The sequence below is a fragment of the Streptomyces sp. NPDC050842 genome, from assembly GCF_044456565.1.
Lineage (GTDB): Bacteria > Actinomycetota > Actinomycetes > Streptomycetales > Streptomycetaceae > Streptomyces.
The window spans coordinates 285,185-305,140 of record NZ_JBITGA010000011.1; the positions used below are offsets into that span (position 1 = coordinate 285,185).

The following is a 19,956-nucleotide window of genomic DNA, read 5'->3' on the forward strand; positions in this document are numbered from 1 at the left end:
CCTGCTCGGTCCGGACAGAGGTCAGGGGCGGGGCGATGCCTTCGATCTCGCCGAACCGCTGTTCGTTTCCGGCGGTGTGGGGTGGCCCCGCTGGGATCCGCCGCGTTCTCCGCCGATGAGATGCGGACGCTGTCCCCTCCGGGCAGAGTGGGAAGGACCTGTTCGTACCGAGGTGGTCCCGTGTGGTCCCGCGTGCTGGAGACGGGACGGAGTGATGCGAGGATTGTCGTGACGTCGGAGTGATCGATGTTCCGCAGACGGCCGGCCGACAGCAGCGAGGACCTTTTGGTCCGGCTCGGGTCGCTGACCGCCAGGGCGCGGGAGTTGGCCGAGACGCAGCGTTCCCGTGTCGAGCTCGCCGTGGCCCTTCAGCGCGGCATGCTGCCCTCGGACCTGCCCAGTTTTCCGGGCGCCCGGCTGGCCGTCCGCTATGAGCCCGCCAACCACGGGCTCAACGTCGGCGGTGACTGGTACGACGCTTTCTCCCTGCCCGGCGGGCAGATCGGCATGTCCATCGGTGACGTGCAGGGGCACAACATCGAGGCCGCCGCCTTCATGGGACAGGTCCGCGTGGCACTGCGCGCGCTGGCCTCCGTCACCGGAGACCCGGGAGAGCTGCTCGGTCGCACCAACGACCTGCTGATCTCTCTGGGCGCCGACCTCTTCGCCACCTGCACCTTCCTGCGGCTCGACACCGCTGCCGGCACCCTGGAGTGCGCCCGGGCCGGTCACATCCCCTACATCTGGGCCACCACCGACGGCCGCTCCGGTATCGACGACAGCGAGGGCGGGCCTCCGCTCGGTGTGCTGCGCGGCGTCGACTACCCGGCCACGCGCCACCGGCTCACCGCCGACGGTGTCTTCGTCCTCCTGACCGACGGGGTGGTGGAGGGGCCCTCGCTCCACGTCGACGAGGGTCTGGACCGGGTGACACGGCTCGCCGGGATCACCGCCGTCGCCGGGCTGGACGTCGACGCGCTCGCCACCGCCGTCATGAAGCTGGCGGCCACGGTGGGGCACGAGGACGACGCGGCCGTCCTGGTCGTCGGCCATGACGGCGGTCCGGCCCGGTCGGCGGCCGAGGAGTGAGGGGAGGGGGCTCTCCTCGGGCCGGGTCGGTCCTCGGACTGGGTCGGTCCGCGGACCGGCCCGGGCCCGTGCCGGACGGCGGCGCCCGACACGCAGGGGCCTTGCCCGGTCGTGGCGGCCCGGCCGGTGTCTGATGGCTGACGTGTTGGATACTCGGCAGTTCCGGTCCTCTACGGAGGCGGCTCTGATGTCGCTGGCCGTGGCGGTTTGCTACTACGCGGCCGGACGACTCGGCCTGATGGGCCGCCTCGTCGTCGAAGGCGTGGTGGTCACCCCCATCTGGCCTCCCACCGGCGTCGCCGTCGCCGCCCTGCTGCTGCTCGGCGCGCGGGTCTGGCCTGGGATCGCCCTCGGCTCCTTCCTCGTCATCGCCTCCCTCGCCACTCCGGGCCCCACCACCGTGGTCACCGTGGTCAGCAACACCGTCGCGCCACTCTGCGCCTTCCTGCTGCTGAGACGGGCCGGCTTCCGGCTCGACATGGCGCGGCTGCGGGACGGACTCTCCCTGGTCTTCCTCGGCGGGTTCGGCGCCATGCTGATCAGCGCGACCGCGGGGGTCGGACTGCAGGTGGCGAAGAGCTCCCTGGACAAGAGCGAGTTCTGGCCCGTCTGGCTGGCCTGGTGGGTGGGCGACACGATGGGGGTGCTGCTCGTCGCCCCGCTCCTGCTCGTCCTCGCGGGGCCGGCCGGACGGTTCCGCGTACAGCGCTGGAAGGAGGCGGCCTTTCTGGGGCTGACGACCCTGATCCTCATGCCCATGGCCGTGCTCAGCCCGATGAGCATGCTCTTCCTCGTCTTCCCCCTGCTGATCTGGGCAGCGCTCCGCTTCCAGCTCGTCGGAAGCATGCTGTGCGCGCTCTTCGCCTCCGTGCTCGCCACCTTCGAGGCGACCTCCGGACGGGGCGCGTTCCTCCACCTCACGGACGTCGAGATCATGGCCAAGCTCCAGGCGTTCAACGGTTCCGCTGCCCTGACCGCCCTGCTTCTCGCCTCCATCATTACCGAGCAGCGTGCGACCCGCCGGTCGGTGCGCCACGCCTGCCAGGAACTGACGGAGGTCCTGGAACACCTCGCGGCGGGCGAGCCCTCACCGGGTCTACCCGGCACCACCGAGACCCGGGCAGCCCCACCCGGCGGGCACCGGAATCCGTGATCCCCGCGCCGGAGCCGGCGCAGGGATCAGGAGCCGTACAACGACTGCAAGGCATGGGAACCGTCCGGCGCTGACAAGCTGGTGCGTGATTGCGTTGGAGATGCACGTCCTGAGCTGGTGGTTTTGTCAGGCGATGGTGTTGCGGTCCGGAGACGAGGCCGGCGATGGCCCGGTAGGTGTCGGGCAGGACCTCTCGCCGGTGGGTCCAGCGGGTCAGCTGCTTCCAGCGTTTGTGGTCGGCGAGCACGTGCTCGACGGTGATGCGCTTCGACGAGTGCCGGTGCCGGGCCTCTTCTCTGGCGGCGTGCACCTGCGAGAAGGCGATCCTGTTGGGCTTTCTGAGCGGTGTGATCGCCTTACCGGGGTGGTCGCGTCTGAGGCCGAGGTAGCCGTCATCCAGAAGCACTTCCACCCCTGGGAAGTGCTGGAAACAGACGGCGATGCCTTCATTGCGTGCGGCGGTCGCATCGTGCATCCGCCCAGGCCGCAGGGCATCGGCCCAGAGCGGGCGGCCCTGACGGTCGGCGACGACAGTGGCCTTCATCGTGTTCTGCTTCTTCTTGCCCGAGACGAACGCCCGGCGCCCGCCGCGGCCGGCCAAGGGGCGGCGGACCTGGACCTCGGTGGCGTCCAGCCGCAGCTCGATACCCTCGGCCTGGGCATAGGCGAACACGTCTGCCAGGGTCCAAAGCCGCAGGCCAGGACGGTCGGGGACCGCGCATCCCCGCGCGGCCAGAAGCCTGCGTATCTCTCCGATGGCCCGGGTGGCGGTGGAGCGGTCGACACCGAACAGCAGGGCGAGGACAGGGTGCGGGAGATCGTGCCGCAGGTGGATCAGCGTGGCGACCAGCCGGTCGACGAACACAAGCCGATGCCGGGCACCTGCCCCCGCCTCGCGTTTCCTGACGCCAAGTGCTTCGTGACGGCGCCCCTCGACAGCGGCCTGCCACGGGTCGGCCAACTCCTCGGCCAAACAAGCTAGATGCTGACGGGAGGTTCCGGTGAACAGCTGATGCGCGAGGACGTTTCGGTTGACCATGATCACCACGGGCTGGATCATCCCATCCCCGCGCGATCACCCCTCAACCGCAATCACGCACCAGCTCGTTACAGGTCAGCGTGGGTGCGTCTGCTGTACCACCAGCAGACGAAGAACCTGTTGTTCTACCGAAGCCGAAAACCGAAGCCGAAAATCAGGCTGCTTCCCAAAGGCCGGCGTCCAGGATCCGAGCGGCCTTGGTGATACTGCCCGGCATCAGGTGCCGGTAGGTCCGGTACGTCTCCTCGATCGACTTGTGCCCCATCCACTCCGCCACGTCAGTGATCGGGAGCCCGTTTCCGAGGGCGTTCGAGGCGAAGTAGTGCCGGAAGCCGTACATCCCCGCCCCCTCCTCCGGCGGGAGATCCGCAAAGAGCTTCCTCACCCGCCGCCGCTCCATGCCCCCCGTGAAATAGCCACCCGGGCCGCGCAGCAGGTATCCGTCCGTCGTGGTGCCGTGCTTCTCCTCGTACCGCTCGATCGCCTCCCGGACCGACCGCGGCAGCGGCACCTCCCGGAACTCCCCCGTCTTGCGGTGCTTCAGCTTCGCCGGCTTGAGCGTGTTGGAGTGGATCTGCTCGCGCACCCGGTACACGTCCTGGGCTACGACGTTGTGGACGTTCACCGCCCGCGCCTCACCATTACGCAGGCCACATCCCGCCATCATGACGATGTCCAGTGCCAGGTCCTCGTCGGCGACCGTCAGCGCCTTCTTCACGTAGGCGAGGGATGGGATGGCGACCTGCTCGCGGACGTACTCCGGTTCCTGGACTCCCTTCACCGGGTCGTCCGCCATGCCCCCCCTTGGCGTACGCGTCCCGAAGGATGGTCTTGAGGACCCGGAAGATGTTCACCTGGTTGCCTCGGCCAACCCCGTCGCTCTCCATCTCGTCCAGGAACCGCTCGACCACCAGCGGCGTGACCGAGTTCAGCTTCCGCGATCCCAGGCGCGGGACGATGTGCACGTTGATCGAGCTGTCGACGTGCCAGCCCGTGGAGTAGTCCGTCATCTTGCGCTGCCGAGGCCGCCACTGCTTCGCGTACTCCTCGATCGTCTGCTGACCCAGCTCACGGCGGGCCGCTGCCACCGACGGCTCCGTGGTCTTCTTCTCCGTGTAGAGCTGCGTGAGACGCTCGATCGCCTCGTCCTGCGTGCCGTAACCGGACTCCTCGCGCTGCTTGCCCAGCGCGTCCCGGAAGCGGATCGAGTACGGATGAGGGCAGCGGGTGGGCTTCGCGCAGCCGCAGTCCTTGAAGAAGGACCCCATACCGCGGGCGAGCTGTCGGGCCATGTACGCACCATCCGTTCCAGCCCAAGAACCTGCTCAGGCACCGCACTGTCGGTCGCAGGTCAGCAAGCGCGGACACCACGCGGACGCATGCTGACCGTTTGCTGACCTGAGGGGGGCACATGATGCCCCTGACCTGCGGCGACGCCAAATAGTCAGATCTTGGACTTGAACGTAGTTCACCAACGCCCCGGGCAACCGCAGCGCGTACGACGACGGCTCGACAGCGGCGATCAGCGCGTCCGCGCCCCCACTCGCTGCTGGCCCGCGGGCGCCTCGGGGAGCCCATCCCGATCCCGCGAGGCGACTGAACCGGCTATGTGCGATGAAGTGGGCCTCTGGGAATCCCGTTTCGGGCCGGTTCCTAGCATGTGCACATGGTTGCCAGAGAAACTCAGCAGTCCGATTCGGGGCGGGAAGCAGTGTCCCGAGACGGCGCCGAAGCCGGTCCTGCTTCCGTGCCGACGAGAGAAAAACGAGAGTCCATCAGCCCTTCCTCCAGATCGCACCGAGACAAGACTGCCAAGGGCCCCCACCCGGTCGCTGATCTTGTCGAGCGGGCGGTCGATCTGGTGGAACCGGTCAAGCCGAGGCTACGTGGCTGGCTTCACGCCGGCATGGTCCCCGTATCACTGGCCGCGGGCATCGTCCTCATCTGCCTGGCAGGGACGCCCCATGCGGTGCTGGCCTGCACCGTGTACTCCGTCACCGCCTGGCTGCTGTTCGGGACGAGCGCCGTCTACCACCTCGGCACCTGGGGACCACTCGGCGAGGCCGTTCTGCGCCGCCTCGACCACGCCAACATCTTCCTGATCATCGCCGGCACCTGTACCCCGCTCGCCGCGCTCCTTCTCCCCCCTGACCAGCGGTCCGTCCTGCTGTGGATCGTGTGGACGGGCGCGCTGGTCGGCATCGCCTTCCGTGTCCTGTGGGTCGGAGCGCCCCGCTGGCTGTACACCCCCTGTTACCTGGCCCTGGGCTGGGCGCCCGTGCGATACCTGCCCGACTTCCTCCACAACGGCGGTGTGGCCGTGGTCTCCCTGATCGTGACCGGCGGGCTTCTCTACAGCGCGGGCGCGGTTGTCTACGCCCTCCAGCGCCCAAACCCCTCACCCCGCTGGTTCGGCTTCCACGAGGTCTTCCACGCACTGACAGTGGCAGCCTTCACCGCGCACTACATCGCCATCTCCTTCACCGTCTACTGAGCACGGCAATGTTCTGCCCGGGGGCTGCTGTCACCCTGGGGCGGGCGAGTTGCCTTGCTGGCTTCGGGTCAGGGTGCGAGGGGGCGGCGGGAGGGAAAGGTAGTAGTTGCCGACGGCGGACAGGTAGCGGTGGTCAGCGGTGGTCAGCCGTTTCGCTGTCGGTGGTGAACCGGGGAGCGGCTTTGATCTCTTCCCGGGTCCCTGACACCTTTACCGTCCGTGTTTACCGTGCGTGTTTCGGTGTCGATACCGGCGACGGCGTCGGCCGGGATCGGAATGCTCTTGCCGAACACCCACACGCCGGTGTCGACGACCAGGTGTTGCATGCCGGGCTGGTCCTGCTGGCGGTCCACGTGCCCGATGGTTCCGTCAGCCGCCTCAACCGTGAACCCCACCAGTGACTGCCGGGACGGGTAGCCGCTGTCCTGCGCGTACATCCACACATCGCTCACAACCCCGTCTCCTCACTCTCGGCTCGAAGGCGGCGGCCACCGCCACACCGCCGGCTTGACTCGTCCATTCCGATGCCCCGGTGCTCGCCTCGCAACCGGGTCCTCGGAGGATTCCGGGCGTGCGTGCTATGCCGGTGGCCGGGCAGCGTCCCCGAGTAGGGCCGATGCCTGCTGTTCGGGTGAACCAGTCAGGCAGCACGGCCTGCACGGGCGGCAGCAGCCACCTGGCGTGCGCGTCCTCGGGCAGGGTTGAGGACGGTCGGCCCCGCGGGTTTCTCGAATCTGTATCGGCCGTGGTCACAGGCTGCGACCCCGGATGGGATTGGCTTCGACGAGGCAGTGGGGCCGACCGTAAGGCCTCGGGCGCTCGGAAAGAGCGTCAGGGAGCAGTTCTCGTGGAGGGGCCGATCCCACGGTGTCGGAGGAGGAGAGGAGCTGTCATGCCCCCAACCGAGGAGCGAGATCCAGGCGCCCACCAGGGGCGCGCCGGCGGCGAGCAGTTGGTGGAAATGGACCTCGCGGGCGCGCTCGCGGCAGCGGAATCCGCCTCCCCGGTCCAGTCACTGGACGTCGTCGCACGGATGCTCAGGGACCGCCTCAACGCCGCAGCGGTTTCGTTCCTGATCGTCGACTTCACCGGGTCGTCAGTGGTGCGGCTCGGGGCAGCGGACAGCGTCGAGTCCGACGAGCCCCCTGAGCGCGTCGGTCTGCCCGGCACCCTCTACGCGGACGTGTTGCGCACACAGCGGCCGGCCCTCCAGCGAGAGGGCAACGGTTCGGTCAGGGTCGTGGCGCCCGTCACCAACCGCGGCGACGCCATCGGCCTGCTCGAACTCTTTCTACCGGATCGCCCCGACGAAGGCGCGATGAGGCAGATCGGTGCGACCGCGCATTCCTTGGCCTACATCGTCATCGCGAACCGGTCCTTCACCGATGTCTACCAGTGGGGCCGTCGTACGCGGCCCCTGAACCTGGCGGCCGAGATCCAGCACCGGCTCCTTCCCTCCTCACTGGCATGTGAGGCGGCCCAGTTCACGGTCGCCGGAGCGCTGGAACCGGCGACGCACGTCGGCGGTGACACCTTCGACTACGTCGTGGACCGCGACACCATGCAGCTCTCCGTCACCGATGCCATGGGCCACGACGTGGAAGCCGCGCTACTCGCCACCCTCGCAGTGGGCGCCCTTCGCAGGGCCAGGCGTGCCGGCGCCGAGCTCGAAGTACAGGCCTTGGAGGCCAACCGGGCCGTCATCGACCACGGCAGGCGGGGCTTCGTCACTGGGCAGCTGCTGCGCGTCAGCCTGCTCGACGGGACCACTCAGTTCGTCAACGCGGGGCATCCTTGGCCGCTGCTCCTGAGACAGGAGAGGGTTGAGGAGGTGGTTCCCGAGGTGGATCTCCCCTTCGGTATCCAGCCGCGTAGCCCCTACCGCGTGCAGCGGCTGGACTTGCAGGCGGGTGACCGCCTCGTGATGCTCACCGACGGCATGCTTGAGCGCCGCGCCGTGGAGGTCGACCTGCCCTCCCTGATCGTGCGTACGGGCGATCTCCACCCCCGCGAGGCCTCCCGCGCTCTGGTCGCGGAGATTCTTCACGTCCACGGCGGCCGTCTCCAGGACGACGCGACGGTCATGTGCCTGGACTGGCACGGTACCCACCAGGTCACACGCAGCGCTGACGCCGGGGCGGACCTGGCGGAGGCGTCCGCGCCCGAATAGCACTCTTTCGACGACCGAGGCCCGCCGATCCCGACGGGCACGCTCGGTTCAGGCCGAGGGCGGCGGCGGGGATGATTCGGCGGCGCGCCGGTACTCGGCGTTGATGCGCTGGGCTTCTTCGAGCTGGTCTTCGAGGATGATGATGCGGCAGGCGGCCTCGATGGGGGTGCCCTGGTCGACGAGTTCCCGGGCGCGGGCCGCGATGCGCAGCTGGTAGCGGGAGTAGCGGCGATGACCGCCCTCGGAGCGGAGCGGGGTGATCAGGCGGGCCTCTCCGAGGGCGCGGAGGAAGCCCTGGGTGGTGCCGAGCATGTCTGCCGCCCGGCCCATGGTGTAGGCGGGGTAATCGTCGTCGTCGAGACGGCCGAACGAGTCGTCTGCTGTCATTGAACCTCTCTCATGGAACGCGTGGAGGGGCCCTGGTGCCGTACGGCACCAGGGCCCCGAAGGAACTACTACACCATCTGCCGGCCCCGATACTGCGCCGACCCTGTGTTTCCGCCGACCCGACCTGGATGCTGCCGGGAGTGCGGGGATCGCGGTTGCTCGACCGGAGACCACCTCACTATCGATGTCCTGCGGTACCCGGGCTCAAGGCTTCCGCCCGGGCGATCCTGATGGTGCTCGGCTCCTCCGTTCTTCCCTCGGTGATCAACTGCTTACTGCTGGTACTGCTCTACCGCGTACTGCTGGTGGCCTGCGCCAGCGCCACTCTCCGGCAGCCAGCCCCGTTGCCCGTCCTGCGTCTGCTCTGGCTTGGAACCCCACTGCCGAACTTCCCGATGCGCGCGTCCGCAGCCGACGCCTTCACCAGGGGTACTGCTCACTTACTTCACTGCTGGGTACTGCGAACTGCACTTACATGTACTGCCACTGCGTACTGCTCACGGCGGCCCCTGATCACTGCGGGCCACCCGGTCCGGCCGTCAGCCCCGTCGCCGTCCTGCAACAACCCTGGCTTCGGAACTCCACCACCGCACCGTCCTGCGAACTGCAACTGCGGGTACTACTGCCCGGCAGTTCGTCTCTGCCAGGCCCTGCGGTCTCTCTGGGCTACGAGAGAAACCATAACCACGCCACCATGAAATGTCTACTCCAGCCGTCATAGATTTTCGCGTGGCGGGACGGAAGAATCGTTTTAACGAGCGTGACGGACGTGACGGACGATCAGCGGACGGACTCCAGCCGCGGCGCACAGGCCGGCAGCGGCAAGCGCAGAACGGTTGGCCGTCTTCCGGAACAAGCGCGCCGAAGTCCTTCCCGTGGCCCGGCACACGCCCGTGGCCGGATTCCCGGAGAAGCCCCGGACCAGGGCCACCCCCTGTACACGCAGCTTGCCGAGGATCGTCACCACCGTGCTCCGGCTCGCCGGCACGGTCACCTCCATGTGGCACCGCGCGGACCGCTACGGCATCCAGGCCGGCCGGCCCATGGCCGAACGCTTCGCCGCGAGCGTCACCATGGGCTCCGTCCGGTCAGGCGGCGGCGCGCTGAGGCCGGCGCAGTTGCGCCTGTCCGAAGAGGAGTGCGTAGTCGTCGGGGAGTCGCTGGAGGACGCGGGCAAGGAGGTCGGGTCCGGCGAGTGCGGTGACGGTGGCGAGTACGGCGCCGGTGTCCCAGCGGGCGATGGCCGGGCTCACGCCGGTTCGTGCGGCCAGGTCCTTGACGAAGCCCCAGCCGGTGAGCTGCTCGGCATCGGGGATCTGGGCGGTCAGGGCGAGGGCGGCTTCGACGGGCAGGCACTGGGCGAGGTCGACGCGTTCGTCGCCGGTGACCTGCCGGCCGAGCGCGGCAAGAACGGTGCGGACGGCTTCTTCCGCGCGTTCGCGGGTGGGGTAGGCGCCCTCGTAGCGGACGCGTTCCAGCATCTGGTCGAACGTCATGGCGGGGGTGGGCCGGTCCGGTCGAGGCTGGTCGTACATGGTGCTGCGGTTGCCTTTCTCTTCAAAGGTTCGAGTTCCGGCCGTCGGCGCCGGTCAGGCGGGCTGGGGGTGGCCAAAGAGGAGGTCGTAGCCGGGCGGGAGCTGGAGCAGGACCTCGCTCATGAGGACGTCACCCGCCGCGGCGGCCACGGTGCTGAGGACCGCGCCGATGTCCCACAGGGCTGTCTTCTCGGTGGCGCCTTCGATCCAGGCCGCGGTCGCACGGACGAAGCGTTCGGGCGAGAGCGGTTCGGCGGCCTGCAGGGGATTGAGGAGGATCAGGGCGTACGTCTCGGGGAGCCGGGCGGCGAGCTCGGCCCGCACGGTGCCGACCAGGTGCGCGCCCAGTAGGGCCAGGACGACGCGGGCCGCCCGTTCGGCTTCCGGCAGGGTCGTGTACTCGCCGCGTTCCTGGACGTGGGCCAGGAACGTCTCCCTGCGTATCGACATCACGTCACCTCCGGGGAGGGGTGAAGGGGCGAGGGGCGCGGAGGACGGGGTGCCGGAGGGGGAACGGTTCCCCGTCCTCCGCCGCTGTGGGGCCGATCAGCCGGAGATCTGCTTGCGGCCGGATTCGCCGCCGATGCTGATCTTCCGCGGCTTGGCGCGCTCGGCGATCGGGATCCGCAGGGTCAGAACGCCCGCGTCGTAGTCGGCGTCGATGTGCTCGGTGTCGAGGGTGTCGGCGAGCATGATCTGGCGGGAGAAGGCGCCCAGGGGCCGCTCGGAGAGTTCCATCTGCACGCCGTCGGACTTCCCCGCGGGCCTGCGCTCGGCCTTCACCGTCAGCATGTTCCGCTCGACGTCGATGTCGATCGCCTCGGTGCTCACGCCGGGGAGGTCGAAGGCGATCACGTACACGTCGCCCTGCCGGTAGGCGTCCATCGGCATCACGGCCGGCTTCGACCACGTGCCAGACGCACCCGACAGCTGCTGGACGATCCGGTCCATCTCGCGGAACGGGTCAGTGCGCATCAACATCGCGAAACACCTCCAGTTGGTTCAGGCAGGAACTGCCAATGCGCTTCAACGTGCTTCCGTTGTAACATGTCATCGAAACGACGACAAGTAAGAAGTCATCTGGAGGATGACAAGCCGCGGAGAGTGTCATGAAACAAGCCAGCCAGCCGGCCGCGCCGGTCCCTTTCCCCGCTGCGGCGACGGCCTTGCGGGCCATCGACCAGGCCGTGAGGCACGCGCAGCGTTCCCCTGCCGGAACGCCCCCGACCGAGCCGACAGACGCGGGCCCGCACCCGGCTCTGGCCGCGCTGCTGATGCTGCGCGAGGTCCGTGAACAGCTCGCCGGCTGGGAGAGCGGCCTGATCGAAACAGCCCGGGGCCAGGGCGCGAGCTGGGCCGACCTCGCCGGACCCCTCGGGGTCGCGAGCCGCCAGGCCGCCGAACGCCGCTACCTGCGCCTGCGCCCCGGCACGGCCGGGAGCACCGGCGAGGAACGCGTCCAGGCCACCCGCGACACACGTGCCTCAGACCGCGCCGTCACGGCCTGGGCCCGTGACAACGCGGCCGACCTGCGCCGGCTCGCCGGCCAGATCACCGCCCTCACCGACCTTCCCGACGCCGCCGCGGCGGCCGTCGGCGAACTGAACCGGGCCCTAGCCGACAACGACGCAGCCCGCCTCGTCGGCCCCCTGAGCGACACCCGGCCTCACCTGCGCCCCGAGGACTCGGCTCTCGTCGATCACCTCGACGCCATGACCCGACACACCGACCACCTCCGCCAGGACAGCCGCGACCGGCGCAGCACCTGACCCCGGAACACGAACCGCACTGACCGAACCCGCGCAACTGTTCGAGCGTGCGGGGTACCTGGTCGGCCCGGGCCTGGACACGGATCAGGGCCGCGCAGCAACAGCTGCGCGGCCCTGAGTCGGTACGCTTCGGATCCCGCCGACATCGCAGGCGTCCGCTGTTCGGGTCGAGCGGTACGGGCTGCAGGGGCAGCCTTACGCGCCGGTCTCGGTGCCCGCGGGTGGTGAAGGTCAGGCGGGGTTGATGTTCTCGGCCTGGGGGCCCTTCTGGCCCTGGGTGACGTCGAACGTCACCATCTGGCCCTCCTGGAGCTCACGGAAGCCCGTCGAGTTGATCGCCGAGTAGTGAGCGAAGACGTCCGGACCGCCGCCGTCCTGGGCGATGAAGCCGAAGCCCTTCTCCGCGTTGAACCACTTCACAGTTCCCGTAGCCATGTCTCATGCCTTCCAGTCGATGAACGCCGCCCACACGGTGTGGGAGGCGGAGGTGATCGCCCTGGTTCCTGCGGCACAGCACAGCAAAACGCCCACGCCGAAAGCGTGGGCAAAGGGAACTTCCGAACCACGACAGCTGACGCAGACGCTACACGCCGACAACGGGCTGTTACCAGAGGGAAACGAGCACGCGTATGGACTCTGACAGGCGCGGGTGGGCGTGCCCGCCGCGACCGGCCGGCACGCCCACCTCAGGCCGCTGTCCGTGGATGGCCCTCGGCCGCTGCGCGACGGTACTCGGCGTTGACGCGCTGCGCTTCTTCGAGTCGGACTTCGAGCATCACGATCCGGCAGGCCGCCTCGATGGGGGTGCCCTGGTCGACGAGTTCGCGGGCGCGGGCGGCGATCCGCAGTTGGGAGCGGGAGTAGCGGCGGTGGCCGCCCTCGGAGCGGAGCGGGGTGATGAGGCGGGCTTCGCCGATGGCGCGGAGGAAGCCCTGGGTGGTGCCGAGCATCTCGGCGGCCCGGCCCATCGTGTAGGCGGGGTAGCCGTCGTCGTCGAGACGGCCGAGCGAATCGTCTGCTGTCATCGCACCTCACTGCGAAACAGGTAGGGAAAGGGGCCGGAACGCGGGGAGGGGCCCTGGCGCGTACGACACCAGGGCCCCGAAGGAACTGCTACACCATCTGCCGGCCCTAGTCCTGCGCCGGCCTACTGTTTCCGCCGACCCGACCGAGATGCTGCCGGGAGTGCGGGGATCGCGGTTGCTTGACCGGAGACCACCTCACTATCGATGTCCTGCGGTACCCGGACTCAAGACTTCCGCCCGGGCGATCCTGATGGCGCCTCAACTCCTCCGTTCTGCCCTCGGTGATCAACTGCTTACCAAACGGGAGATACTGCAAACTGCAGGTTGCTGCGCTACTGCTGTACTGCGGGAACTGCACTCACTGCGGTACTGCTCTACTGCGTACTGCTGGTGGCCTGCGTCAGCGCCACTCTTCGGCAGCCAGCCCCGTCGCCCGTCCTGCGTCTGCTCTGGCTTGGAACCCCACTGCCGAACTTCCCGGTGCGCGCGTCCGCAGCCGACGCCTTCACCGAGGTGCTGCTCACTTACTTCACCGCTGCGTACTGCTCACGGCGGCCCCTGATCACTGCGGGCCACCCGGTCCGGTCGTCAGCCCCGTCGCCGTCCTGCAACAACCCTGGCTTCGGAACTCCACCACCGCACCGTCCTGCGAACTACACCTGCGGGTACTACTGCCCGGCAGTTCGTCTCTGCCAGGCCCTGCGGTCTCTCTGGGCTACGAGAGAAACCATAACCACGCCACCGCGCAATGTCTACCTCGGCCGCCATAGATTTTCGCGCCCGCCGAGGAGAGCCCGTGGAAACTGACGGCCCCCGCGGAGAGCACGGAAGTGGCCGTTCACGACTCCAGCCCGCACGCGCCGCGTATGCGCACCCCTGACCTGTACGGCGGTACCGGTGGATTCGGCCGGCCGATGGTCAACCGCCTCGCCCGAGCGACCGCTGTCGCCCGGTGGGGCCTCCGGCGGGAAGACGGTGAGTGCTCTTCTCGACCGGTTAGTCCTCCCGGTCGAGAGAACGGGACGACCGGTGCATAAAATCGGCTCTCATGTCGAAGCCTGACGAGCTGCTCGTTGACGTTGCCACCTTGGTGGAGTCCGGGCAGAGCAATCAGATGTCCCTGACCGTGGTCACCGGTGGTGCTGTCATCACCGGTCGGCTGGCCCCCGAAGCCGTGTGGAGGCAGCGGGTGTCGGAGGTCCTGACGGACTCCGCCCGCCTGGGCGAGTTCGCCGCCATCTTCACCACCACGACACCCCGGGAGGGGCCGCCCACACATCTGCACTTCCATGTGGCCCGCATCCTGCAGGGCACGGTGGGGATCCCGGAGACGGGTGGGATGTATCGCGTCTCGATCGCGGATGTCAGCGCCTGGACCATGGGCGACTTCAGCTACTCCGACCACTGACCCCACATTCGCGTAACCCCCGGTATACGGGAGGGCCCGACCGGCGCGTGCCGGTCGGGCCCTCCTCGCTGTTCGGGTGTCGGCTTGCGCCGGTCCTGTCCGTCAGACGGTCACCGGGAGCCGAGCATCGCGGAAGCCTGCCGGAGCGGGCCGAGGACGCGCGTGGGCACGGCGGCCCGGGGGAGGCCGCGGCAGGTGAACCCGAGCTGGTTCATGGCCCGGAGGACTTCACCGGCACTGAAGTCACGGCGGTCCTGCCGAGTGATGACCTGGCCGACCTGCTTCACGGGGTAGGTACGGCGCCCGATGATCACTGACTCGCCGACGACCTGCTCGGGCTTGATGCCCTTCATCGACTCCAGGACACCGCTCTTGGTCAGGTCGAACGGGAAGCGGGCGATGACACAGCGCATGTTGCCTCACAGGAAGAAGAAACGGGGACGGTCGTGCCGTGGTGAGGCTGTTCAGTGGGCAAGGGCGAGGACGCCCCGAGCACTGCCCTGGTCATCGACGACCGGCAGGGCATCGAGCCGGCGGTAGCGCATCGCGTGTTCGGCTTCGTCCATCGTGGTCACGGGTGAGGCGACCGGCCCGCGGTCCCCCAGCAGGTCGCGGAGACGGACCCGGTCGGTGTACGCCGTGCTGTCGCGGATGGCGGTGAGCTGGGCCTGCGTGACCAGCCCGGTGCACAGGCCGTCCTCGTCGCAGACGAGCAGATGGCCCGCGCGGGCGCCGGCCATGACGGCCAGGGCCACCTCGACCGTCATGTCGTCACAGACCTGTGGACCGGCCGCCTCCATCGCGTCGTCCACCGTCCGGTGCACAGGGTTGGTGTTCGCCGAGCGGGGCTGCATCTGGACCAGCGTCAAAACGTGCCTCCTGCAGAGATGGGTCAGTTTCCTGATCACGTGTTTCTCAGGCCGCCGCATCGAAGGCGGACTGCCGCACGCTCACGCGCCGGACGGTCGAAGCGGGCCGACGCCTGCCGCGGGAGGCCGCGCCGCGCTTGGCGCGTTCGACGACCGGTGCGGTGATGACGACGGGGACACCGGAGGGGGCCTGGGCGCCGGTGATCCGGTTCAGGGCCTCTTCGCCGGAGCGGACCTGGGTGGTCTGCGGGGTGATGCCGGCGGCCTGCATGAGGCGGGTCATGTCGCGGCGCTGGTTGGGGGTGACGAGGGTGACGACGCTGCCGGACTCGCCCGCGCGGGCGGTGCGGCCGCCGCGGTGGAGGTAGTCCTTGTGGTCCGTCGGCGGGTCGACGTTCACGACGAGGTCGAGGTTGTCGACGTGGATGCCGCGGGCGGCGACGTTCGTGGCGACCAGCACGGTGACGTGGCCGGTCTTGAACTGCGCGAGGGTCCGGGTGCGCTGCGGCTGCGACTTCCCGCCGTGAAGGGCGGCGGCCCGGACACCGCTGTTCAGCAGGTCCTGCGTCAGCCGGTCGACGGCGTGCTTGGTGTCCAGGAACATGATCACCCGGCCCTCGCGCGCCGCGATCTCCGTCGTCGTCCGGTGCTTGTCGGAGCCGTGGACGTGCAACACGTGGTGCTCCATCGTGGTGACCGCACCGGCCGAGGGGTCCACCGAGTGCACGACCGGGTCGGTCAGGTAGCGGCGCACCAGCAGGTCGACGTTGCGGTCCAGGGTGGCGGAGAACAGCATCCGCTGCCCCTCGGGACGCACCTGGTCCAAGAGAGCGGTGACCTGCGGCATGAAGCCCATGTCGGCCATCTGGTCGGCCTCGTCCAGGACGCTGATCGCGACCTGGTTCAGCCGGCAGTCACCACGGTCGATGAGGTCCTTCAACCGGCCGGGCGTGGCCACGACGACCTCCGCGCCTCCGCGCAGCGCTCCGGCCTGCTTGCCGATCGACATGCCGCCGACGACCGTGGTCAGACGCAGCTTCACGGCGCGGGCGTACGGGGTGAGGGCGTCGGTCACCTGCTGGGCCAGCTCGCGGGTGGGGACGAGGACGAGGGCCAGCGGCTTGCGGGGCTCGGCGCGCTGCCCGGCGGTGCGAGCCAGCAGGGCGAGGCCGAAGGCCAGAGTCTTGCCGGAGCCGGTGCGGCCGCGGCCGAGGACGTCGCGGCCTGCGAGGGTGTTGGGCAGGGTGGCTCCCTGGATCGGGAACGGCACGCTCAGGCCCTGCGCGCCGAGGGCCGCCAACAGCTCGGCCGGCATGTCGAGATCGGCGAAAGCCTCGACGGCGGGCAGAGCGGGAGTGATCGTCTTCGGCAGGGCGAACTCGCCTTGGATCGCGGCGGGTCGGCGGCCGTAGCCGCCGGAGCGGCTCGGGCCGGCGGAACGGCTCGGACCTCCGGAACGGCTCGGGGCCGACGAGCCGAAGCGGCTGCCCCGCTCCGAACCGGTGGCAGCGCCGAAAGCGGGGCCGCCGGTGCGGGTGCGGGTGCGAGAGGAACGGTCGTTCGTACGTGTGCGGTTCATTCAGAACCTTCCTTGATGCGGCACATATCAAGGAATTCCGGCAGCAGAAACGCACCGCGGGGAATCACAAGAACGGGCCGAATGGAATGGCGAAAGCGACTCTGACCTACAGAGATTCTGTACGGGCGCATGCGCTGAGATGGGGTGGCGTCATGCGGACGCGAAACCAAGAAGAATCGAGGGGGTGAAGCGCCGAGCAGGCTGTAACCCTGACCACTTCGTCACGCAGGTGACACCACTGCGGGAAATGCGTGCAGCTGGGGCCCGCACCCCAAGGGATGCGGGCCCCAGCTACGAAATGCGCGTCGGCGTCAGGCGGGAACGATGTTCTCGGCCGTCGGGCCCTTCTGGCCCTGCGCGATGTCGAAGGTGACCTTCTGGCCTTCCAGCAGCTCGCGGAAGCCCTGGGCGGCGATGTTCGAGAAGTGGGCGAAGACGTCGTCGCCGCCACCGTCCTGCTCGATGAAGCCGAAACCCTTTGCCGCGTTGAACCACTTCACGGTGCCAGATGCCATGTCATATCTCCTTTTGGGGCAGTACACCGGCATCCGCACTGTACGGACACCGTGTCGCCGCGATGATGCCCCGCCGGAAAAATGACCCGGAAATATAAAGCGCTCGAATGTGGCGCGGAGGCCGACTGGAGCGCCTGAAGTTTTTGGGTACCAAAACTGCAACCGAGATCGACAGTAGCACGCTGCAGCGGTTTGTGTGCGTTGAATATCTCCATCGTGTGCGGTGCGGAAAAACTCTCCCTGCGGGGTCCATTAAACTCTCTGATCGCGGGGATAGATATTGATTCCCCCCGAGTGCAGCGTTTCGGAGGCAAGGGCGTCCGCCGGCTGCGAGGTGCGGCCCAGGGGGACGTGAGCCTGCGGGGTGGGTCCGCAGCGCCCTCCCGAAGGGCTCAGCAGCTCACAGGTGCTCATGGCGGTTTCGGGGGCGTCCACGGCAAGGCGGCCGCACGATGGCCTCGACGGTGGCGGCCGCCTCAGCGGGAAGGCATGGTGGGCCGGCCGTGGCCCGCACGTGAACGGCAGGACCAGCAGTGCCCGGCCGCTCTGCCGGAGTGTCCTTCTCAGGGTCACTGCCTTCATCCACCGGCACCGGTGGGAACCTCCTGACGAGATCGTCAGCTCAACGGTGATCTCAGTGGCCATCTCACTGGCACGGCTGGACCAAGCCACCCCCGAGCCCCGGTGCGCCGCTTTCTTCGAGACTTGCATCAGGGGGACCGGTGTGTGAAGCCTGTCCCGCTGAGAGGCGTGGGACTCTCGTCGCGAGCACCGTTGGCGGGGAAGGTGGCGTAAGCGGTCCCCGGGCGTTCCCGGCGGACCGACGGCAGGCGCTCGCCGGGCCGCGGCACTTCCTGGACCACCGGCTCGCCGGGTTCGGCACGTACGTACCCGGCGGAGTGCGTGGAGGGGGCGGAGGCCGCCTGGCGGGCGGGGCTCCGGTCCGTGGAGGGCTTCGTCCGACAGATCGCCGGCTGGCGCGAGTACGTCTGGAATCCCCGGGCACACCGGGGCCGTCCTCGGCTGGTGGGAGGAGCTGGACGCGGACGCCGTGTCGGCCCGGTGCGTGGCGACGCTCCTGCGCGAGGTCAGGGACACGGGCTGGACCCGTCACGTCCCGCGCCTGATGACCCTCGGAAGCTCGCGCTCCTACCGCCCCGACCGGCGGGTCGGCGAGGACGCCTGCCCGTTGACGGCCGGATACTGGGCCTTCCTCCACCGGCACCGCGACCGGCTCGGCCGCAACCCCCGCACGTCCCGGCCGGTGGCGGGACCAGACCGGCTGCGGGACCTGCCCGCCCTCCTGGAACAGGAGCGGAAGCAGGGCACCGGCCAGCCCTGACGGCCCCGCGCCGCTCGCCCGCCCCGCCGGGGGCGCGCGGCCGGGCCACAGCACGAGGGATGGGGCGACCTCGCGGACACGAGAGAGGACGGCATGAAGAGGACGACTGACGCCACACGGTACGACGCGGTGGTCGTCGGAGCGGGGGCCGCCGGCCTCGCCTGCGCCGCCGACCTGTGCGCGGCTGGCCTGCGGGTGCTGCTCCTGGAGGCTGGTGACGCGGTGGGCGGCCGGATGCGCACCGACCGGGTGGCGGGCTTCACCGTGGACCGCGGCTTCCAGGTCTTCAACACCTCGTATCCGCAGGTGAAGCGGCGGGTGCGGCTGAGGCCCCTGAGGCTGCGGCCGTTCACGCCGGGGGTACTCGTGCACACCGAGCGCGGGCCGCGCCGGTTCACGGATCCAAGCCGCCGCCCGGGCGAGGCCCGGGACCTGCTGCCGGGGCGGCTCGCGTCGGGTCGCGACCTGCTCGCGCTCTCCGTCCTGTCGGCACGGGACGCCCTGGCACCGGCGTCCGTGCTGCGGCGCGGCGCCGACGGGACCACGCGCGAGGCGCTGGCCGCGGCGGGCGTGTCGCCGCGGCTCGTGGAGACGTTCTTCCGGCCGTTCCTCTCCGGCGTGTTCCTGGAGGACCGGCTGGAGACCTCGGCGCGCTTCTTCCACCTGGTGTGGCGGAGCATGCTGCGCGGCACCCTGTGCCTCCCGGCCGAGGGGATCGGCGCCGTGCCCACCCAGCTCGCCGCGCGGCTGCCGCCGGACGTGACGCGCACCGGAACCGTGGTGTCCGCGCTGGGGCCGGACGGCGTGGTCCTCGCGGACGGGCGCGAGGTGCGGTCCCGCGCGGTCGTCGTCGCCACCGGGCAGCGGGTCGCGGCGGAGCTGCTGCCGGGACTTCTCGTCCCGGACGGCCGGACCGTGACCACGCTGTACCACGCGGCCGACCGACCTCCCCTGGACGAGCCCGTGCTGGTCGTCGACTCCGCGCGCAGGTTCCTCAACACCTGCGTCCTCACCGCCGTCCAGCCGGGATTCGCCGCCGACGGCCGGGCGCTGGTGTCCACGTCGGTGCTCGGCTCTCCCGGACCGTCGGACACGGCGGCGGTGCTCGCGGCCCTGGGCGAGGTGTACGGCGCGGACACGGGCGACTGGGAGCCCGTCCACCGCGTCACGGTCCCGGACGCGCTGCCGGCGATGCCGGGCCCGATGCCGCTCTCCCGGTCCGTGCGGTGGACCCCCGGTCGGTACGTGTGCGGGGACCACCGGGCGACAGGTTCGGTCCAGGGCGCGCTGGCCTCGGGCGCGCGGGCGGCCCGCGCGGTCCTGGACGACCTGCGAGCGGGCGCGGTCTGAGAAGCCGCCCTACTCGGGCATCAGGACGGTGCGACGACGGCTTCACGTCGCCGCACACGACCTTGGAGTTGTCGTTCACCGTGCACTCCTCGCCGGAGCCCTTCGTGGTGAGGGTGCCCTGCCGCAGGGTCTCGAAGCTGCTGTTCTCCATCTGGTCGGGGGTGAGCTTCTGGCCGACGTGGTGGGTCACGCGACGGGTGGCGGCGGCCGAGAGCGGGAGGACGGCGACGGC

At 69.5% G+C, this 19,956-nt stretch carries 18 protein-coding genes and 5 pseudogenes; 9 read left to right on the forward strand and 14 right to left on the reverse strand.

Translation table 11 applies throughout. From position 1 onward, the window contains the following. The first annotated feature begins 246 nt into the window (after positions 1–246). Together ACIBG6_RS32555 and ACIBG6_RS32560 are read left to right on the forward strand one after the other, a co-directional pair. Complete coding sequence (locus ACIBG6_RS32555) at positions 247–1,089, forward strand: PP2C family protein-serine/threonine phosphatase (RefSeq protein ID WP_356679053.1); 843 nt, start codon at positions 247–249, stop codon at positions 1,087–1,089. A 187-nt stretch (positions 1,090–1,276) separates the two neighbouring features. After that, positions 1,277–2,242, forward strand: coding sequence for an MASE1 domain-containing protein (locus ACIBG6_RS32560; RefSeq protein WP_399226320.1), 966 nt, complete (start codon positions 1,277–1,279; stop codon positions 2,240–2,242). A gap of 126 nt (positions 2,243–2,368) precedes the next feature. Here the strand turns inward: ACIBG6_RS32560 and ACIBG6_RS32565 are convergent. From ACIBG6_RS32565 to ACIBG6_RS32575, 3 genes and pseudogenes are all read right to left on the reverse strand, one after another. Beyond that, positions 2,369–3,281 (reverse strand): annotated as a pseudogene (locus ACIBG6_RS32565) (transposase family protein). A 154-nt stretch (positions 3,282–3,435) separates the two neighbouring features. After that, positions 3,436–4,077 carry a tyrosine-type recombinase/integrase gene (locus tag ACIBG6_RS32570; RefSeq protein WP_399226321.1) on the reverse strand — a complete coding sequence of 214 codons (642 nt, stop codon included), beginning with the start codon at positions 4,075–4,077 and terminating at the stop codon, positions 3,436–3,438. A 148-nt stretch (positions 4,078–4,225) separates the two neighbouring features. Continuing rightward, positions 4,226–4,573, reverse strand: a pseudogene (locus ACIBG6_RS32575) (integrase); the annotation flags it as partial. A gap of 374 nt (positions 4,574–4,947) precedes the next feature. Between ACIBG6_RS32575 and ACIBG6_RS32580 the strand changes: the two are divergent. Next, a complete protein-coding gene (locus ACIBG6_RS32580) occupies positions 4,948–5,775 on the forward strand; it encodes a hemolysin III family protein (RefSeq protein ID WP_399226322.1) in 828 nt (275 codons plus the stop codon). Between the two features lie 30 nt (positions 5,776–5,805). Here ACIBG6_RS32580 and ACIBG6_RS32585 read toward each other — a convergent pair. Continuing rightward, positions 5,806–6,227, reverse strand: a pseudogene (locus tag ACIBG6_RS32585) (PRC-barrel domain containing protein). A gap of 509 nt (positions 6,228–6,736) precedes the next feature. On the opposite strand from ACIBG6_RS32585, the gene ACIBG6_RS32590 reads away from it, so the two are divergent. Then, the gene (locus tag ACIBG6_RS32590; protein WP_399226368.1) at positions 6,737–7,945 is read left to right on the forward strand and encodes a PP2C family protein-serine/threonine phosphatase; all 1,209 of its coding nucleotides are present in this window, start codon (positions 6,737–6,739) and stop codon (positions 7,943–7,945) included. Between the two features lie 48 nt (positions 7,946–7,993). On the opposite strand, the gene ACIBG6_RS32595 is transcribed toward ACIBG6_RS32590, so the two are convergent. From ACIBG6_RS32595 to ACIBG6_RS32610, 4 genes are all read right to left on the reverse strand, one after another. Continuing rightward, positions 7,994–8,332 (reverse strand): MerR family transcriptional regulator, encoded by a 339-nt coding sequence (locus ACIBG6_RS32595; RefSeq protein ID WP_190133573.1) that lies wholly within the window; start codon positions 8,330–8,332, stop codon positions 7,994–7,996. Positions 8,333–9,420: 1,088 nt separating this feature from the next. Further along, positions 9,421–9,867: a DUF2267 domain-containing protein gene (locus ACIBG6_RS32600; protein WP_399226323.1), complete on the reverse strand. Its 447-nt coding sequence runs from the start codon at positions 9,865–9,867 to the stop codon at positions 9,421–9,423. A 54-nt stretch (positions 9,868–9,921) separates the two neighbouring features. Next, a complete protein-coding gene (locus ACIBG6_RS32605) occupies positions 9,922–10,317 on the reverse strand; it encodes a DUF2267 domain-containing protein (protein ID WP_399226324.1) in 396 nt (131 codons plus the stop codon). A 96-nt stretch (positions 10,318–10,413) separates the two neighbouring features. Continuing rightward, positions 10,414–10,848, reverse strand: a complete 435-nt coding sequence (locus ACIBG6_RS32610) for an Hsp20/alpha crystallin family protein (RefSeq protein WP_399226325.1) — start codon at positions 10,846–10,848, stop codon at positions 10,414–10,416. Between the two features lie 128 nt (positions 10,849–10,976). On the opposite strand from ACIBG6_RS32610, the gene ACIBG6_RS32615 reads away from it, so the two are divergent. Further along, positions 10,977–11,636, forward strand: coding sequence for an HSP18 transcriptional regulator (locus ACIBG6_RS32615; RefSeq protein WP_399226326.1), 660 nt, complete (start codon positions 10,977–10,979; stop codon positions 11,634–11,636). Positions 11,637–11,867: 231 nt separating this feature from the next. On the opposite strand, the gene ACIBG6_RS32620 is transcribed toward ACIBG6_RS32615, so the two are convergent. Together ACIBG6_RS32620 and ACIBG6_RS32625 are read right to left on the reverse strand one after the other, a co-directional pair. Continuing rightward, positions 11,868–12,071, reverse strand: a complete 204-nt coding sequence (locus tag ACIBG6_RS32620; protein ID WP_399226327.1) for a cold-shock protein — start codon at positions 12,069–12,071, stop codon at positions 11,868–11,870. Positions 12,072–12,322: 251 nt separating this feature from the next. Beyond that, the gene (locus tag ACIBG6_RS32625; RefSeq protein ID WP_399226328.1) at positions 12,323–12,661 is read right to left on the reverse strand and encodes a MerR family transcriptional regulator; all 339 of its coding nucleotides are present in this window, start codon (positions 12,659–12,661) and stop codon (positions 12,323–12,325) included. Positions 12,662–13,485: 824 nt separating this feature from the next. Between ACIBG6_RS32625 and ACIBG6_RS32630 the strand changes: the two are divergent. Together ACIBG6_RS32630 and ACIBG6_RS32635 are read left to right on the forward strand one after the other, a co-directional pair. Next, positions 13,486–13,657: pseudogene (locus ACIBG6_RS32630) on the forward strand (ATP-binding protein); the annotation flags it as partial. Between the two features lie 52 nt (positions 13,658–13,709). Then, entirely contained in the window at positions 13,710–14,069 is a 360-nt protein-coding gene (locus ACIBG6_RS32635; RefSeq protein ID WP_053789626.1) for a hypothetical protein, read from the forward strand. A gap of 110 nt (positions 14,070–14,179) precedes the next feature. Here ACIBG6_RS32635 and ACIBG6_RS32640 read toward each other — a convergent pair whose 3' ends face one another. From ACIBG6_RS32640 to ACIBG6_RS32655, 4 genes are all read right to left on the reverse strand, one after another. Beyond that, positions 14,180–14,482, reverse strand: coding sequence for an SCO5918 family protein (locus ACIBG6_RS32640; protein WP_399226329.1), 303 nt, complete (start codon positions 14,480–14,482; stop codon positions 14,180–14,182). A gap of 51 nt (positions 14,483–14,533) precedes the next feature. Further along, on the reverse strand, positions 14,534–14,938 hold the full coding sequence (locus tag ACIBG6_RS32645) for a CBS domain-containing protein (RefSeq protein ID WP_399226330.1): 405 nt from the start codon (positions 14,936–14,938) through the stop codon (positions 14,534–14,536). A gap of 46 nt (positions 14,939–14,984) precedes the next feature. After that, positions 14,985–16,517, reverse strand: coding sequence for a DEAD/DEAH box helicase (locus ACIBG6_RS32650; protein WP_399226331.1), 1,533 nt, complete (start codon positions 16,515–16,517; stop codon positions 14,985–14,987). 311 nt (positions 16,518–16,828) lie between these two features. Then, positions 16,829–17,032, reverse strand: a complete 204-nt coding sequence (locus tag ACIBG6_RS32655) for a cold-shock protein (protein WP_030647895.1) — start codon at positions 17,030–17,032, stop codon at positions 16,829–16,831. Between the two features lie 788 nt (positions 17,033–17,820). Here ACIBG6_RS32655 and ACIBG6_RS32660 point away from each other — a divergent pair. Together ACIBG6_RS32660 and ACIBG6_RS32665 are read left to right on the forward strand one after the other, a co-directional pair. After that, a pseudogene (locus ACIBG6_RS32660) lies at positions 17,821–18,374 on the forward strand (hypothetical protein); the annotation flags it as partial. A gap of 93 nt (positions 18,375–18,467) precedes the next feature. Then, positions 18,468–19,724 carry an NAD(P)/FAD-dependent oxidoreductase gene (locus ACIBG6_RS32665; RefSeq protein WP_399226333.1) on the forward strand — a complete coding sequence of 419 codons (1,257 nt, stop codon included), beginning with the start codon at positions 18,468–18,470 and terminating at the stop codon, positions 19,722–19,724. Positions 19,725–19,956: the final 232 nt, after the last annotated feature.